Source organism: Planctomycetota bacterium (genome assembly GCA_039182125.1).
Classification (GTDB): Bacteria; Planctomycetota; Phycisphaerae; order Tepidisphaerales; family Tepidisphaeraceae; genus JBCDCH01.
The window spans coordinates 1-15,340 of the sequence record JBCDCH010000094.1 but is presented as its reverse complement, the minus strand read 5'-3'; the positions used below and the strand labels follow the sequence as shown (position 1 = coordinate 15,340).

At 63.1% G+C, this 15,340-nt stretch carries 16 protein-coding genes, 1 tRNA gene and 1 pseudogene; 9 read left to right on the top strand and 9 right to left on the bottom strand.

Annotation, left to right across the window (positions count from 1 at the left end; translation table 11 throughout):
* Both AAGD32_17000 and AAGD32_16995 read right to left on the bottom strand, forming a co-directional pair.
* Positions 1–411 (bottom strand): annotated as a pseudogene (locus tag AAGD32_17000) (MBL fold metallo-hydrolase).
* Between the two features lie 41 nt (positions 412–452).
* Positions 453–526, bottom strand: a tRNA-Ile gene (locus AAGD32_16995).
* A gap of 95 nt (positions 527–621) precedes the next feature.
* Here AAGD32_16995 and AAGD32_16990 point away from each other — a divergent pair.
* From AAGD32_16990 to AAGD32_16980, 3 genes are all read left to right on the top strand, one after another.
* Positions 622–1,323 carry a 2-C-methyl-D-erythritol 4-phosphate cytidylyltransferase gene (locus tag AAGD32_16990; protein ID MEM8875946.1) on the top strand — a complete coding sequence of 234 codons (702 nt, stop codon included), beginning with the start codon at positions 622–624 and terminating at the stop codon, positions 1,321–1,323.
* Between the two features lie 28 nt (positions 1,324–1,351).
* Entirely contained in the window at positions 1,352–2,665 is a 1,314-nt protein-coding gene (locus AAGD32_16985; GenBank protein ID MEM8875945.1) for an adenylosuccinate synthase, read from the top strand.
* Positions 2,666–2,851: 186 nt separating this feature from the next.
* The gene (locus AAGD32_16980) at positions 2,852–3,649 is read left to right on the top strand and encodes an H-X9-DG-CTERM domain-containing protein (protein ID MEM8875944.1); all 798 of its coding nucleotides are present in this window, start codon (positions 2,852–2,854) and stop codon (positions 3,647–3,649) included.
* Positions 3,650–3,688: 39 nt separating this feature from the next.
* On the opposite strand, the gene AAGD32_16975 is transcribed toward AAGD32_16980, so the two are convergent.
* A complete protein-coding gene (locus tag AAGD32_16975; GenBank protein ID MEM8875943.1) occupies positions 3,689–4,657 on the bottom strand; it encodes a M48 family metalloprotease in 969 nt (322 codons plus the stop codon).
* 330 nt (positions 4,658–4,987) lie between these two features.
* Between AAGD32_16975 and AAGD32_16970 the strand changes: the two genes are divergently transcribed.
* Positions 4,988–5,488 (top strand): PilZ domain-containing protein, encoded by a 501-nt coding sequence (locus AAGD32_16970; protein MEM8875942.1) that lies wholly within the window; start codon positions 4,988–4,990, stop codon positions 5,486–5,488.
* Between the two features lie 83 nt (positions 5,489–5,571).
* Here AAGD32_16970 and AAGD32_16965 read toward each other — a convergent pair whose 3' ends face one another.
* Genes AAGD32_16965 through AAGD32_16955 form a run of 3 tightly spaced genes read right to left on the bottom strand, consistent with a single transcriptional unit; the run spans position 5,572 to position 8,370 of the window.
* Positions 5,572–6,879 carry a hypothetical protein gene (locus tag AAGD32_16965; GenBank protein MEM8875941.1) on the bottom strand — a complete coding sequence of 436 codons (1,308 nt, stop codon included), beginning with the start codon at positions 6,877–6,879 and terminating at the stop codon, positions 5,572–5,574.
* 49 nt (positions 6,880–6,928) lie between these two features.
* Complete coding sequence (locus AAGD32_16960) at positions 6,929–7,315, bottom strand: glycine zipper domain-containing protein (GenBank protein MEM8875940.1); 387 nt, start codon at positions 7,313–7,315, stop codon at positions 6,929–6,931.
* 53 nt (positions 7,316–7,368) lie between these two features.
* The gene (locus AAGD32_16955) at positions 7,369–8,370 is read right to left on the bottom strand and encodes an NAD(P)H-dependent glycerol-3-phosphate dehydrogenase (protein ID MEM8875939.1); all 1,002 of its coding nucleotides are present in this window, start codon (positions 8,368–8,370) and stop codon (positions 7,369–7,371) included.
* Positions 8,371–8,416: 46 nt separating this feature from the next.
* Here AAGD32_16955 and prfA point away from each other — a divergent pair, with 46 nt between their 5' ends.
* The gene (gene prfA, locus AAGD32_16950; protein MEM8875938.1) at positions 8,417–9,502 is read left to right on the top strand and encodes a peptide chain release factor 1; all 1,086 of its coding nucleotides are present in this window, start codon (positions 8,417–8,419) and stop codon (positions 9,500–9,502) included.
* A 9-nt stretch (positions 9,503–9,511) separates the two neighbouring features.
* Positions 9,512–9,790 carry a Uma2 family endonuclease gene (locus AAGD32_16945; protein MEM8875937.1) on the top strand — a complete coding sequence of 93 codons (279 nt, stop codon included), beginning with the start codon at positions 9,512–9,514 and terminating at the stop codon, positions 9,788–9,790.
* Here AAGD32_16945 and AAGD32_16940 read toward each other — a convergent pair.
* The 3 genes from AAGD32_16940 to AAGD32_16930 are packed head-to-tail and all read right to left on the bottom strand — an operon-like array spanning position 9,787 to position 11,749.
* Complete coding sequence (locus AAGD32_16940) at positions 9,787–10,404, bottom strand: hypothetical protein (protein ID MEM8875936.1); 618 nt, start codon at positions 10,402–10,404, stop codon at positions 9,787–9,789. The genes AAGD32_16945 and AAGD32_16940 overlap by 4 nt on opposite strands.
* Complete coding sequence (locus AAGD32_16935; GenBank protein MEM8875935.1) at positions 10,401–10,751, bottom strand: YkgJ family cysteine cluster protein; 351 nt, start codon at positions 10,749–10,751, stop codon at positions 10,401–10,403. Before AAGD32_16935 ends, AAGD32_16940 begins: the two co-directional genes overlap by 4 nt.
* Positions 10,752–10,756: 5 nt before the next feature.
* The gene (locus tag AAGD32_16930; protein MEM8875934.1) at positions 10,757–11,749 is read right to left on the bottom strand and encodes an SDR family NAD(P)-dependent oxidoreductase; all 993 of its coding nucleotides are present in this window, start codon (positions 11,747–11,749) and stop codon (positions 10,757–10,759) included.
* A 78-nt stretch (positions 11,750–11,827) separates the two neighbouring features.
* Here AAGD32_16930 and lepB point away from each other — a divergent pair, with 78 nt between their 5' ends.
* From lepB to AAGD32_16915, 3 genes are all read left to right on the top strand, one after another.
* Positions 11,828–13,747, top strand: a complete 1,920-nt coding sequence (gene lepB, locus AAGD32_16925; protein MEM8875933.1) for a signal peptidase I — start codon at positions 11,828–11,830, stop codon at positions 13,745–13,747.
* A gap of 30 nt (positions 13,748–13,777) precedes the next feature.
* On the top strand, positions 13,778–14,683 hold the full coding sequence (locus AAGD32_16920) for an NAD(P)-dependent oxidoreductase (GenBank protein ID MEM8875932.1): 906 nt from the start codon (positions 13,778–13,780) through the stop codon (positions 14,681–14,683).
* A gap of 77 nt (positions 14,684–14,760) precedes the next feature.
* The coding region (locus AAGD32_16915) for a hypothetical protein (GenBank protein MEM8875931.1) at positions 14,761–15,340 on the top strand (580 nt) is incomplete at its 3' end.

Below are 15,340 nucleotides of genomic sequence, written 5' to 3'. Positions count from 1 at the left end.
CTTCCAGTCGCCGGTGTGAATGATCCGTCCTGCAGGTGTATCGATGATCAGGGACATCGGCTCCGGGATGGAATGGTTCACCGGCACGGCCTCAATTGAGAACGGACCGATTTCAAATTGATCACCGGCCTTGTAAATGGTCACCGGGACTTCCTCGGCCGACCGCTCATAGGCCCGTTTGGCTTCCATCATTCCTGCCGTAAATGGCGTGACATAGACTGGCGCACCAAGGTAAGGCCACAGGCTGGCGAGCGCTCCGTAGTGATCCTCATGGGCATGGGTGATGACGATCGCCTTGAGATCGATTTTCTCATCATCGATGAAGCGTATTTCCGGAAAGACCAGATCAACGCCTGGCAATTCCGGTCCTGGAAACGTCACCCCGCAATCGACGATGATCCACTCGCGATGGCGCAAAGAGAAAGCCGACGGGAAATCGTCGGCCTGCCAAGTGGGCGCACCAGGATTCGAACCTGGGACCTCACCCTTATCAGGGGTGCGCTCTAACCAACTGAGCTATGCGCCCTACGCATTAGCGTTAGGACGCGGCAGTCTAGGCGTTGTCGGGGACGGGTCAAACCGAGTGTTGACGTGGCTGATCGCGTTTCGCACGATCCGTGCATGGCCGATTCCGAGAAGCGCTTTGCCGTGGTTCTGCTCACTGCTCCGCCGATCCATGGGGGTGATCCGGGCGGGGCTTATGTCAAGGTGGCCGAGCGCGAACCGATCCTGCGGTGCGTGGAGATGTTCGTCACCCGGCCGATGACCCAGCAGATGCTCGCGATCATCCGGGCGTCGGACAAGGAGGACGTGAACCTCAAGTTCCAGGCCCACCTTTCGTTCAGCGGTGTGAAGACGGTCGTCGGCGGCGACAAGTGGCACGACCAGATCGCAGCCGCCGCCGAGCACATCAAGGACGACATCACCCACGTGATCGTTCACGACGCGGCCCGGCCGGCGGTGGCGTTCACCGATCTCGACGACCTGGAGGAAGCCGCCGGTAGCGCACCCGCGGTCGGTCTTGCGGCACCGGTGGCCGACGTCGTCGTCGAGTACGCCGATGGCAAGCCCGTCCGGTACCACGACCCCGCCGGCTATCGCCTACTCCTCACGCCCCAGGCGTTCACCCGCGCGGAGTTCGACGATCTGGCGAAAAGCAAGGTCGAAACCGCCGCCGAGAGGATCCGCCTGCTCGACGCCAATCCGCTCAACCAACGGGTCAACAACGCCAAGGACGCCAAGCGCGTTGCCGCCCTGCTCAAGCTACTGCCCCAACCCAAGCGTGAGGAAAACCTCGGCCCGTTCGGGGAAGCGCAGTGGTGAGCGGGGAATGATGTCAGCTGGAAAACTCATGACCGATTCCGCAACCGCCCGCCCTGCCCACTCACCGCTCGCTTCCGCCGTCGTCGGTCTCCAATGGGGCGACGAGGGTAAGGGTAAGGTCGTGGACGTGCTCACCGAACATGCCGACGTGGTGGCACGGTTCAACGGCGGTGCCAACGCGGTGCACTCGGTGCAGTTCAACGGCAAGAAGTTCGCCACGCACCTGTTGCCCGTTGGCGTGTTTCGCGAGGGTGTTCGCAACTACCTCGGCAATGGCGTGGTTATCGACGCCGACCAACTACTCAAGGAAGTCGACACGCTCACGAGTCAGGGCGTGCCGGTGACGGCGGACAATTTGCGTGTGTCTTACAAGGCCCACTTGGTCATGCCCTGGCACAAGGCCGAGGACGAGGCGCGCGAGACCACGGGCGAAGGCTCGTCCATCGGCACCACGAAGCGTGGCATCGGTCCGTGCTACGCCGACAAGGCCAAGCGCGTCACCGCCGTCCGCGTCGCCGACCTGCACGACCTCGATCGGCTCATGCCCCGGCTCGACGCGATCTGCGAAGAACGCAACGCCATGCTCAACGTACTCGGAGGGCAACGGGTCGACCTGATCAAGGTCAAGGAACACGTCCGTAACGCGGCGGAGAAGCTCGGGCCCTTCGTCGATGACGTTGGTCGGCTGCTGCTTGATGATTTCGCAGCCGGCCGACGCGTCGTGTTCGAGGGGGCCAACGCGACGATGCTCGACATCGACCACGGCACCTACCCGTTCGTCACCAGCAGCACGACGTCCAGCCTTGGCATCTTCACCGGCTGCGGCATCCCGCCCAAGCATGTCGGCGATCTCATCGGCGTGCTCAAGGCCTACACCACGCGCGTCGGCGGAGGGCCGATGCCGACCGAACTGTTCGACGAGATCGGCAGTGCCATCCGCGAGGAAGGTCGCGAGTTCGGCACCACGACCGGTCGGCCCCGCCGCGTCGGCTGGTTCGACGCCGTCGCCGCCCGCTACGCCGCCGAGCTTTCCGGCGTCACGTCCGTCGCGCTCACGCTACTCGACGTGCTAAGCATTTGCGATGAATTGAAGATCTGCACGAGCTACACCGTCGGCGGCGAAACGATGGAGCACTTCCGCACCGACATCGCCACGCTAAGCAACGCCGAGCCCGTGTACGAGACCCTCCCCGGCTGGAAGACCGACATCACCGCGGCCCGCAGCTTTGACGATCTTCCCCTGGCGGCGAAGGCCTATGTCCAACGCATCGAACAACTCGTCGGCATCGACGTGAAAATCATCGGCGTCGGTCCCGGTCGCGAGGCGACGCTAACGCGATAAGCGTCCCAGGCAAAGCAGCTTGGCTTGAAGGCCGTTCTGCAATAATCTATTCGGATGCGACGATCGGCATTTACGCTCGTGGAACTTCTTGTGGTCATCGGGATCATCGCTTTGTTGATCTCGATTCTGTTGCCTGTCTTGGGCAAAGCTCGGGAATCGGCGAATGCGACAAAGTGCCTCGCGCAGATGCGTGAAATCAACATAGCCTTGCACGCATTCGCGCTAGAAGACCCGGACCGGTTCTACCCGGCCAGCACGGGTCGACTCCGTGGGGTTTATGGCGATGACGACGCACCCACGCCGCCGCCGAGCGCGAGTGCCAGTCCCACCCAGCGACCTGGCTTACTCGCACAGACTTTCAACGTCCTCGCCAGCTCGACACTGCTTGCCTGTAGGGAATGCGCGTACCCGCCACGCCCACCCGTGCCGTCAGACGGCGCTGATCCAAGCGCTCCGCCACCTGTCGAGCCGCTTGACACGACGGGGAGTTGGCTTCAGCTGCTCGTCGCCCAAGGCCATCTTCCCGAGGACACGCTTGAGAACGCCGATCTCACGCGCTGCCCGGAAGACAACTCACCACAGTGGGACAACAACGACCGTTTCACAACGTACGGCCTCAATGGTTACTTCGCGCGAAACAACGACCCGTACCGCGGTATCCGCTTCAACCAAGTTCGCAACTCCAGCGAAGTCGTCCTGCTGGGCGAGATGGCGATAGACCGTGCGCAGGATCATTTCATGCCCGTTGCGTGGGGTGAACAAGTCTGGCGCGACGACGTCGATCGGGGCTGGATTGACAACCTTCGTTATTACGGCGAGGTCGATGACGATGGTGCCCCAGCCGTCATCGCCACCGAGATACATAACGGCAAGAGCCACTGGGCGTTCGCCGACGGCCATGTGAAAGCCGCCACACTTGACGAGCTATGGCAGCAGTCCGGTGCCGATGAGCCGACGGTCGACGCGTTCGACCCGCTACGCTGAACGGCTTGGGGTCGGTCACGGAATTATCATGGCGACCGGTTAGTGATCGTGATGATGATGAGCACTCGCCTGTTCTTCGGGGCCAACGTCGACACACTTCGGGAATGCGGCGAGGATCTTCTGGGCTTGGCCGAGTGTCGTATCCTGCGGCGCGGTCTTGGCGAACTCGACGGCGCGGGCCTTGAGTTGCTCGAACTGACGCGGGCTGGCCAGGTCAGGGCGGCGGTAGCTCTGCCAGTTGGGCACATCACGCTTGTAGGCGACCGCCATGCGTTGTGAGTTTTCGACGCGGCTACTGAGCGACGGGTGGCTCGAGAGAAACGCTTGGAAGCCCTGCACGTCATGGCCTTTCTCGACCATGTTGCGGAAGAACTCGCCGAAGTCATCGGGGTTGTAACCGGCACGGACATAAAACTCGAAGCCCAGCGCGTCGGCCTCGGCTTCGTCATCGCGGCCGAACTTCAGCCCGGCCACCTGCCCGACTGCCAACCCCGCCCCGCCGGCGATGCCCGCGTTTTGCAGGCGATTTTCCTCGTCACTGGCGATCGCCGCGACACCTGCGGCACCGGCGGCCAGCGCGAGCGACATGTACTGCCGCTGCATGCCGTTGCTCACATGCCGGCCGACGATGTGACCGAACTCGTGACCGACGACCGCCGCAAAGCCGTCCTCGGTGTTGCTCTGTTCGAGCAGGCCGGTGTAGAGGTAAACGTGCTTGCCGCCGGTGGTGAAGGCGTTGACCGTCGGGCTGTTGACCAGGTGGAAATGCACGTCCTCGAACATCCAGTCGTCGGCCCCCTCAAGTTCGCCGCTTCGGTGCATCTCGTACGCGGCGGCGACGATCCGATCGCCGATCGCCTGTGTGTAGCCGTCGAGCGTCGGATCGGTGATCACGGCGGGTTCGATGGTTCCGTGGACCTGCTCGGCCTGGGCGATCACGCTTCGATCCGAGACGCAACCGGCCGCGAACGGCACAAGGATGACGGCGATGAGTAGAAGCTTGCGCATGGTGGGTTTCCTCGACGGGGGTGAAGACACGTTACCGAACCGCAGGTCAGGCCGCGAACCGGCAACATTATCACCCCCGCGCCGGAACAACCGTCACCACCAAAGCAGGCTCAACCGGCTGCCGATGCTCTCAAAGCCCGACCGCTTAACACACGATCACCGGGCTTTACGAACGAGCGACAAGGCACAGGGCTGACGTCGTCCGGAGCAGCGGAGGAAATGACGATGGTGATGGAACTGTACATGGGCAAGCGGCCACAACCCGCGTCGCAACCCCGCCCCCAAGCAGCTTTTCCTTCACTGGTTTCGAACCCCGACGGAGACCCGAACATGGCCAACATCAGCGAACTACGCAGCATGGACATCATCGACGAAGCAGCCGATGAAAGCTTTGCCATGGCACCGACCCCGCAACGCGACGCGGCGGTGCCGTTGGGCTTCGATCGACGCCGCGACCGCCGGCACGACCTGGTCCAGCGTGGCGTTGAGGTCGAACGCTGGGACGGCTTCCGCCAGGCCGGCACGCCCCTCGGCTCGCTCGTGGACCTATCGGCCTCGGGCGTGCTCATCGAAGCCAACAGCAACGACATCCGCCCCGGCACGCACTTGCGTTTGCGGCTGCGACTACCGCAGGTCGCCGGCATCAGCCCGTTCGTCGATCCGAGCGAAGGCATGCAGCCGTCCAACGAGTGGACCGGCTGGATGGAAGTCGCGCGGGTCGTGGAGCGTGAAGACGGCACCAGCATGCTCGGCGGTCGGCTGCTCGACATGGAAGAACTCGACCGCGGCATGCTCAAGCTCTACCTGAGCATCCACCCGCTCGCGGCGTAACGGCTCACGACAATCGGGACATCTAACACGGATGCGACGGACCGCGGAGGACCGTCGCATCCGTGCGTTGATGCGCGGCCGGCCTACCTCAGCATCTGCCGACGCCACTCCGCTTCGAGGCCGACGTAGTCCACGCCGAACTCCGCCTGCAACACCGTTTCAAGGTCTTCCCCGGCCTTGAAGCGGTGGATGAGTCGCTGAAACGCCTTGGGATCCTGGCGGATGAGCATCTCGACGAGCGTGTGAGCCACGGGGTACTGCTCGAACTCGATCTTGGCCGATTCGTCGAACATCTTGGCGATCGGCCGACCGCTCTGGGCATACTCGCGGGCCCGTTCGTAGCTGCGCTGTCTCGGGAACAGCGCGTGTTCGACGGTCTCGGCGGTGCCTTCATTGAGCCAACTCGGAATGTAGCGGTTGCCGCGATAGCGGTGCATGAAGCCGTGCGTGAACTCGTGCGACAGCGTGGCGGCCCACCGATCCTCCGCCCGCTTGATCACTTCCCTGGTCGCATTGCCCCGCGAGTCACGGGGGTAGTCGGGCTTCCACATGACGAGCATGCCGCGCCCGTCGCTGTAGGAAATGAACAGCCCTGCCGCCGACTGGGATCGGGCACTCAAACCCGCTGTACGAGCCCACGCTTGGTACATCTCCTGCGTGTTGAACATGAAGATCGGCAGCTTGCCGGCGAGGACGTCTTCGTCGAGCGGCACCTCGAAGAGCTGACAGACCGCCGCATAAGCGGCTTCGAGATTGTGTGCCATGAAGGCGTGTTCGTCGGCCGGCCAGTCGGTGAACACCAGGCAGTGGTCGGTTTCGAACGTGCCTGCCTGCCAACCGATCTCCGTACGAAGCCGTTCAACGTCCTGCTTAACCGCCGCTGCCCAGCGTTCGACAAGTTCCGGCGGCACGGTCGTCGCGGTGGGCGGCTGCACCGGCGCGGTCGGCTCGGGCTGACCGAAGTCATCGGGCGTTCCCGCCGCCCCTTCGTCGTTCGACCCGACTTTAGCCATCGTGCCGGACGGCCGAGCTTTGATCGCGTCGACCGACGATGCCATCGCGTCGTTGATCTTCATGGCCCGCGCGAACGCGCTTTCGGCTTGTTTCTCCGCACCAACCGACCATCCGAACTCGCCGAGCGCCAACCATTGATCGGCGGTCTCGGGCGGCTCGATCCGCATGCGAGCCGTGAACGCGCTGCTCGGGGTCAGTTCGGTCCAGGCGATGGTTTTCTCACCACGGTTGGTTTGTAGCGTCAGCGACGTGTCGTCGTGTGAGACGACGTCGCCAACCACGGGCGTCGGCCGATCGCCGTCATTGAGGAACACCTGCACCCGCACCGCACCGACGGCGACGAGTAGAAAAGCGATAAGTGCGATGCCCCTGAGCATGCGGGAAGCTTAGCGAAACCGGTCCCGCCCCGCGCCGGAAAAACCACCGTCATCGGCAATACGGGTCGTAACCGTAGCTTTGCTCGTAGTAGTAACCGCCGCCGGAATAGTGATGGCGGCGTGGGGCTTGGTAGTGGATGTTACCGCCGCGCTGGCGAGAGCCTTCGTAATAGCCGTATTCATACGCCTCGGCCTCTCGGTACTGGCGTTCCCGGTCGTCCTGATACGCCCCGATCGCCCCGCCAGCGAGCCCGCCGACCAACGCGCCGAGCGCGGCACCCTCGCCGGCGTCGCCGCTCTGGTTGCCGATGATCGCTCCACCGATCGCGCCGAAGCCGGCACCGATCCCCGCCCCGCGAGCCGTGTAGCTTTCACAACCGACGCCCAAAGCCGCCACACCCAGCAGGCCCGCCATACCCAGTCGTTTGATGTCCATGCGGTGTAGACAGACCACCCGGAGCGGCGTTAGGAAAAGAACGCCCTCGGGCTTCAACCAAACTCTGCTTTCGGATCGCGCCTCATCAGCCCGCTGAGCACCTCCAGCACGTCGCGATCCTCGTACAGCACGGCGTAAATCCCGTGCGTGATCGGCATCTCGACGCCGTGTTTTTTCGACAACTCGTGGACAGCCTTGGTCGTGGGAACACCCTCGGCGACGCTTTCCATGTCATTGAGGATTTGCTTGATCGTCTGCCCTTTACCGATGCGTTCACCAACGGTGCGGTTGCGTCCTTCGGGGCTGATGCAGGTGACGATCAGATCGCCGACCCTGGCGAGGCCGGCGAAGGTCTCCGGGGCCGCGCCCATCGCAACGCCGAGACGTTCGATCTCGACGAGCCCACGTGTGACCAGCGCGGCCTTGGCGTTGTTGCCCGCCGCGAGGCCGTCAACGATCCCGGCGGCGAGTGCGATGACGTTTTTCGTCGCCCCCGCCAGTTCGACGCCGAGCAGGTCCGGGTTGGTGTACAGCCGCAACCATTCGGTGCCGAACGCGCTTTGCACCCGCGTCCGCAGATGCTCGGTACCGCCGGCGACAATCGCCGCACCGGGCAAGTAACGCGCCAACTCGCCGGCGATGTTCGGCCCGCTCATCACGAGCAGTTCGCGGTCGTCACCGAGCACGTCGCCGATGATCTGGGTCGGCCGGAGATGCGTGGCAATCTCGATGCCTTTCGCACAGCTCATTACGGGCACGTCGGCGGGGATGTTCGGCTTGAGCCGGACGAAAACGTCGCGGATGTATTGCGTCGGGATGCAGTTGCACACGAGCGTCGCGCCGTCGAACGCCTCGTCGTCGTTGGCCGTCAGCCGAACCTCGTCAGGCACCTTCACGCCGGGAAGCAGTCGTTCCTGTTCACGGTTCTGCAGCAGCCGTTCGATGGAGCGCTCGAAGGCGCCCCACATGGTCACGTCATGGCCGTTCTGTCGAAGAAGGATCGCACAGACCGTCGCCATCGCGCCGTCGCCGAGGATCGTGACACGTTCGCTCATGGGAGAGTCTACCCCAGTGTTTCGCACGGCGACTAAACTGGCCGCGATGCTTCCGACCGCGTTGATCACGAAACTGCAGGAAACCACCGCCCGCCATGCCGAGTTGCAGGAGAAGCTCAACGACCCCGACGTGCTGAGCGACTCGAAGCAGCTCGTGTCGATCAGCAAGGAGAGCGGCCGGATCGCGCCCGTGGTTGAGTTGTTTGCCGACTTCGAAAAGACCACGGCCGATGTCGCGGAGATGAAAGAGTTGGCCGACGACCCGGAGATGGCCGAGCTTGCGGCCGAGGAGTTGCCGGCGGCCGAAGATCGGCTCGCCAGCCTCGAGCAACAACTGCTCGACCGCTTCCTGGCCGCAGAGGATTCGGGCGTCGACAAGTTTTTCGTGGAGCTACGTGCGGGCACCGGTGGCGACGAAGCCGCACTATTCGTCCGCGACCTGCTCGGCATGTATCAGGTCTACTGCGAATCCAAAGGTTGGGCGTTCGCCGTCGACGACTTCTCCGAAACCGAGCACGGCGGCTTCAAGGAAGCGATCATCAGCGTCCGCGGCGACGAGGCATATCGGCACCTGAAGTTCGAGGCCGGCGGACATCGGGTGCAGCGCGTACCGGAAACGGAAACACAGGGCCGCATCCACACCAGTGCCGCGACCGTTGCCGTGCTACCCGAGCTCGAGGATGTCGAGATTCACATCGACCCCAAGGACATCGAGGAAGGCGGCTGCAAAGGCGGCGGCCCCGGCGGGCAGAACGTCAACAAGGTCGAGACCGGCTGGCGTATCAGCCACAAGCCCAGCGGTCTGCAGTTCAAGATCACCGAGCAAAAGTCGCAAGGCCAGAACAAGGAACGCGCCTGGGCACTGCTCCGCAGCACGCTCTACGAAATGGAGCAAGCCAAGCAACACGCCGAGCAGACCGCGTCGCGCAAGAGCATGATGGGCAGCGGCGATCGCAGCCAACGCGTCCGCACCTACAACTTCCCTCAAAACCGCTGCACCGACCATCGCCTGGGCGGCGAGGATTCGGAGACGAAGAACTTCAACCTCGACAAGATCATCGCCGGCGACATGGCACTGCTTATCGAAGCGCTCATCCAACTGGACAAGCAGGAGCGCCTGGCTGCGTTGTGATGTGTTAGGATTGGACCTACGAGCACCACGACGCTCGACAACCCGACGCCTCCCAGAGCCCGTCCGACGCCCAAGTCGAAACGGGCCGAATACGCCGCGGCGGGTATTCGCGAATACTGGATCGTCGATCCGACACAACGGCATATCGTCGTAACCATGCTCGACTCCGGCCAAACCGACTACCGTGAAGTTGGCAACTTCCGTGGCGACGCCGAAGCCAAGTCGGTTCTCATCGAAGGCTTCGCGGTCAAGCCCAAAGACACTTGGGCTGCAGCCCAGGCCGATTAGATCGGCTCGGGCTCCAGCAGCTTGCTCAGAAGATCGCGGACCACCTCGTGCTCATCCGGTCGACAATCTACGAGCAGCCGACCGTCCCAGTAGCGGATTCGTAGCTGTCGCGGAGGGTCTCGCCACACACCGTCGTCCAAGGCTCCCGCGACGAACTCGATAACCGCTGTCGCATCGTCATCGTCTCCGATCAACTCACTCACGTCGTACACCCGGGTCTGCTGGAACTCGGGCGCATCGAAGTCGTCGCGTGTCGAAACGAGCAGGTGCCCGTCGATCCGCATCGAACTCAACAGAACAAACCCGCCCCCAACCGCGTCGAGAATAAGCTGGAGGGCCGTGTCCGCCGGCGCATCCTCCAGTATCAAATCGACCGGCGTCGTGCGGTCGATGCCGCTGAGTTCAAGCACTCTCCAGTTGACGATCGTCGACACGTCGGCCTGCTCGGACCAAACGTCAATCGCTTCTTCGAACGGCACGGCAACGAACTCGACCGATACCCACCGCTTTGACAGGTCAGGTCCGAGCCGGTGGTCAACGGTTCGATCCAGCGACGCACAACCGGCCGATCTGGTGACCAACCAGAGCGCGATCAGAAACATTCCGTACTTCATGCCCAACCTTTCAGCAGTCGCAGGACGTCATTGTTGGTTCGCAGAAAATGACCATGTTGGCCGCGGTGATCGAAGAACTTGGTGCACTCGAACCGTCGGCAGTGCAAGGGCCGGTCGTCGTAGATCGTGCAGCGATCGTCTTCGCCGAGGAAGGGGCAACGACCCGCGCGGTATGGGATGACGCGTCGGCTCTGGTTGCCGTTGAGCACGAACGTCTCGCTCCACGGCCCGAAGCGTCGCTCCTCGTCAGGCCCTTCCAGCAACACCGCGTGCTCGGTGATCGTCTGCTTGCAGCAGACCGCGGTGCATTTTCCGCACGGGCTTGGACCGACGACGGCGAGGCGCATCGGGCTCACTCCGGCAGCGTGTAAAGGTGGCCGAACTCGCGGAACCACTTCACGAATCGAGCGAGTCCTTCGTCGAGTGACACCTTCGGTTCGTAGCCGATCTCGGCCTTGGCACGAGACAGGTCGGCGAAGGTGCGGCTCACGTCGCCGGGCTGCCCGGGCTGGCGGTCGAGGTCGGCCTTCTTGCCGACCGCCTTCTCGATGCCGGCGACGAGCTCGCTGAGCGACACCGGACTGCTGCCGCCGAGGTTGTAGATGCGGTACGGGTTCCTTGTCGTGTCGCGGTCGATGGTCGCGAGAATGCCATCGACGATATCGGCGACGAACGTGTAGTCCCGGCTCGTACTCCCGTCACCGAAGAACGGCACTTTCTCCCCGTTGCTGATGAGCCGCGTGAACTTGTGAATCGCTAGGTCCGGCCGCTGACGTGGCCCGTAAACCGTGAAGAACCGCAGCATGCTCACGGGCAAGTTGTACAAGTGATTGAACGTGTGCGCGATCAACTCGCCGGCCCGTTTGGTCGCGGCGTATGGGCTGATGGGTTCGCCGACGTTGTCGGTCTCGCTGAACGGAACGTGATCAAGGTTGCCGTAGACGCTCGAGCTACTCGCAAAGACAAAGTGGCTCGCCCCGTTCTTCCGGGCGGCTTCGAGCAAGTGCGTGGTGCCCTCGACGTTGACTCGGGCGTAGTAGGCGGGTTGCTCGATGCTCGGTCGGACGCCGGCCATCGCGGCCAGGTGAAGAATCGCCGCTGGTTTGGAGAGGCGGACGACGCGATCGATCTCGGCACCGTCGGTGATGTCCATCTCTTCCACGTCGACGCTGTTGCCGACGCTTTTGAGGTTCATTTCTTTCCACTTGCGGTCGTAGAAGTCGTTGAAGTTGTCGACCGCAACGACCCGGCAGCCCAGCGCGGTGAGCCGCTCGGCGCAGTGGGATCCGATAAAGCCCGCCGCCCCGGTGATCAGCACCGTCGGTTTCTCTGACAGCAACGTCATGTCCCAATCATCGACCTTTTCCCGCCCCATCACAACCGCCAGCTCGCAATCGTGATGACACCGGTATCATCCTGCCGCATGTCGGACGTCAGCACATCTCCCCAGCCCGAAGCTTCGACCGCTCCAGCCCAAGCCCGCAAACACAGCGGCGGGATCAAGGAGTTGGTCGAGAACATGCTCATCGCGTTTGTCCTCGCGTTCATGTTCCGCTGCTTCGTTGTCGAGGCGTTCGTGATACCGACCGGCTCGATGGCCCCAACGCTGCTCGGGGCGCACATGCGATTCACCGACCCCGACTCGGGCTACCGCTGGATCACCAACTACTCCGCGGCCGGCGATATCAACGGCCAACTCATCATCCCGAAAACGGCCGTCGTCGTCGGACAAGACGGACGGGGACAAAACCAGGTTCTGCCGATCATCAGCCCCAACACGCTGTACCGCGTGCCGCCGATCATCGAAGGGGATCCCGACAATGACGCGACCGCCCCGCCGATCCACTATGGCGATCGCATTCTCGTCCAGAAGTACATCTACATCCTGCGCGAGCCCGCCCGTTGGGACGTGATCGTGTTCAAGAACCCGGACATCGACAAGTCGGGCGCGGAGCCTTATCAACAGAACTACATCAAGCGGCTCATCGGCCTGCCGGGCGAAACCGTGATGATCCTTGACGGCGATATCTACGTCGCCGACACTCCCACGCCCACCGCGGCCGACTACGTCATCCAAACCAAGCCCAAGAAAGTCCAGGACGCGCTCTGGCGGATCGTTTACGACCACGATTTCAAGAGCCAGGGCTTGCCTCGGGACATCCGCCGCACGGACGGCAAGGCGCTGGGCATTTCCGACCCGGCGTTCGTGAACCCATGGTCGGACCTGAGCGGCGCGTGGGACCTTGAGGCAGGCCCGGACGGCCGGGCCATGTCGATCGGCGCGAGCGACGGCCGGGCAACGTTGCGGTTCGATCCAGACCGCAACGGAATCATCGACGCACAACTCGCCCGCAACGGGATCATCGGCAGCCGATTGCTCGCACCGATGTTCACCGACTGGCTGGCGGCCGACGTCACCCTCAACAGCCCCGCCACTAAACAGCAAGCCTCGCGCCGATCAGCGACGTACCCCTACACGCACACCGACGGCTACCGCCCGCTCGATGAAGACGTCCTGGCAACCGGCGGCAAGCTGCTCAGCGGACGCGTCAAGTCCGCCGGTGATCCGCTGGTTAACGTCCGCGATGTCATGCTGGAGTTCGACGCATTGACCAACGGCGGTGGCGATCTGGAGCTGATGGTCAGTCGCCGTGACGTGGTTTTCACCATCACGGTCACCGCCGACAGCACGTCCATGACGATGCAGCGCGGCGACAATCCTGCCAGCGTGATCGCGTCCAGCGATCGCGGCATCCCCAACGGCAACTGGACCTATGTCGAACTCGCCAGCGTCGACCATCAGGTCACCCTCCGCCTTGACGGCAAGGTCGTGCTGCAAACCACGCCGGATGAGTACGCCCCCGACGTGCAGGCCCTGCTCGACGAGTACATCGCGATGCAGCAGGATGATTTCGACGGAGAGAAGCCCGCGAAGGCCCGACTCGCACTGACCGCCGACGGCATCGACGCCGAGCTCCGGCACGTCAAAGTCTGGCGCGACGTCTACTACCTCACCGGGCCGAGCATGATCTGGGGTATGCCCACCGCCGACGGCGCACCCGACAGGCCACAGGGTCTGGGCGTTCAACCGAAAACACCGATCGTGCTCGGGCCCGACGAGTTCTTCACGCTCGGCGACAACTCGCTCTTGTCGGGCGACAGCCGGTACTGGAACAATCCCGTCGAACTCAAGGCCGAAGGGCTTTCGGTCGAGCCAGGGCGGGTGCCGCGGCGGTTCATCCTCGGCAAGGCATTCTTCGTGTATTGGCCGGCCGGTCATCGTCCGGTCGAGAACCTCCCCAGCATCGTGCCGAACTTCGGCGAGATGCGGTTCATCCACTGACCCTAACCGTTGTTCAGCCCCGGACCTCGCATGCTTGTCGCACTCACCGGCGCATCTGGCTTCATCGGTTCCTACACGGCCAAGGCGCTCGTCCAGGCCGGCCACGAAGTTCGCGCGCTGGTCCGCGAATCCAGCCGACGCGATCACATCGAGTCATCGGTGAATCAGTTCGTCGTCGGCACCCACGACGAACTGCACGTTGCCCACGAACTGGTCAAAGGTGTCGACGCAGTCATTCACAACTCCGTCGACTGGCAGCCGCTGCGGCGCGACGATGTCGAGGCACATTTTCGCGGCAACGTGCTTGGGACGCTGAACCTGCTGGAAGCCGCCCGCCAGGCCGGTTGTCGGCAGTTTGTCTTTGTCTCGTCGGTTGCGACGCACCACGAAATCGTGACGACGCCGACCATCACCGAGACTCATCCGCTCTGGCCCGCGACGCTCTACGGCGCTTACAAGGCCGCGGTCGAGCCACACCTCAAGGCGTATCACGCGCGTTACGGCATGAACACCAGCGCCTGGCGGCCGGCCGCGGTTTACGGCGTCGACCCCGACCTCCAGCGCAGCCAGTGGCGGGGCCTCATCCAACGCGCCGCCGCTGGCGAGAAGATCGACATCGACCGCGGCGGCAAGATCACCCACGTTCAGGATGTCGCCGACGCCCTGACCTGCGCGATCGGCGATGAGCAAACTGCCGGACAGATTTACAACCTCGTCGACCAATACCTCTACTGGCAGCGTGTGGCCGAGCTCACGAAGGAAGTGACCGGCAGCACCGCCGAGATCGTCGACCGGGCGGAAACGGGCCCGACCAACAACTTCGACACCACCAAGGCCGAGACGTTCTTCGATCGCCACGGCAATACCACCGCGCTGCGTCGCGGCGAGACCGGCGTGCGGGATTACATCCGCGCATTGCTGGCGACGGCTGTGTGACCTATCGAACCCTGCCAACTTGACACTGGCCGATCACATTCCTACCTTTGGCCACTTTTAAATAGCCTGTTCAGGTGATGTTCGGACCGTTCCGGGCAGTACCGGGCGAATCTCGAACGCGGGGCGGCGTCCCGGGAGCCCAGCCGTTGGCCAAATCCTCCTCCAAGTCGCGCAAGCCTGCCACCATCAAGAAGACCGCAGCCAAGAAGCCGACGGCCAAGAAGACGCGCGCGGCGAAGTCGGCCAAGAAGTCTCCGAAACGCGCTGCCAAGAAGGCCGCGCCGAAGACCGCTGTAGCGAAGAAGACCGCCAAGAAAACGGCACCGAAGAAAGCCGTACGCAAGGTTGCCAAGAAAGCGTCTCCCAAGAAGGCCGCGAAAAAGTCCACACCTAAGAAAAAGGTGGCCAAGAAGCCGGCACCAAAGAAAACGGCCAAGAAGGTTGTGAAGAAGCCTTCAACCAAGAAGGTCGCCCCCAAGACAGCGGCGTCCAAAAAGTCCACGGCGAAGAAGGCGGCCCCCAAGAAGAAGGTCGCCAAGAAGGCATCGCCTCCCAAAGCCGCTGCCAAGAAGTCGACGGCCAAGAAGGAAGCCCCGATCGAAAGCAAGAACGGCGAAACGTCACGCTTTTCCGCCGGCGGTTTTTCGTGCGGTTTTG

Coding starts and splice junctions, on each gene's coding strand:
- AAGD32_16985 (MEM8875945.1), top strand. CDS start 1,352: ATGACCGATTCCGCAACCGCCCGCCCTGCCCACTCACCGCTCGCTTCC.
- AAGD32_16935 (MEM8875935.1), bottom strand. CDS start 10,751: ATGCGCCTCGCCGTCGTCGGTCCAAGCCCGTGCGGAAAATGCACCGCG.
- AAGD32_16930 (MEM8875934.1), bottom strand. CDS start 11,749: ATGACGTTGCTGTCAGAGAAACCGACGGTGCTGATCACCGGGGCGGCG.
- AAGD32_16920 (MEM8875932.1), top strand. CDS start 13,778: ATGCTTGTCGCACTCACCGGCGCATCTGGCTTCATCGGTTCCTACACG.
- AAGD32_16970 (MEM8875942.1), top strand. CDS start 4,988: ATGGCCAACATCAGCGAACTACGCAGCATGGACATCATCGACGAAGCA.
- AAGD32_16955 (MEM8875939.1), bottom strand. CDS start 8,370: ATGAGCGAACGTGTCACGATCCTCGGCGACGGCGCGATGGCGACGGTC.
- AAGD32_16960 (MEM8875940.1), bottom strand. CDS start 7,315: ATGGACATCAAACGACTGGGTATGGCGGGCCTGCTGGGTGTGGCGGCT.
- AAGD32_16980 (MEM8875944.1), top strand. CDS start 2,852: ATGCGTGAAATCAACATAGCCTTGCACGCATTCGCGCTAGAAGACCCG.
- lepB (MEM8875933.1), top strand. CDS start 11,828: ATGTCGGACGTCAGCACATCTCCCCAGCCCGAAGCTTCGACCGCTCCA.
- AAGD32_16990 (MEM8875946.1), top strand. CDS start 622: ATGGCCGATTCCGAGAAGCGCTTTGCCGTGGTTCTGCTCACTGCTCCG.
- AAGD32_16940 (MEM8875936.1), bottom strand. CDS start 10,404: ATGAAGTACGGAATGTTTCTGATCGCGCTCTGGTTGGTCACCAGATCG.
- AAGD32_16965 (MEM8875941.1), bottom strand. CDS start 6,879: ATGCTCAGGGGCATCGCACTTATCGCTTTTCTACTCGTCGCCGTCGGT.
- prfA (MEM8875938.1), top strand. CDS start 8,417: ATGCTTCCGACCGCGTTGATCACGAAACTGCAGGAAACCACCGCCCGC.
- AAGD32_16975 (MEM8875943.1), bottom strand. CDS start 4,657: ATGCGCAAGCTTCTACTCATCGCCGTCATCCTTGTGCCGTTCGCGGCC.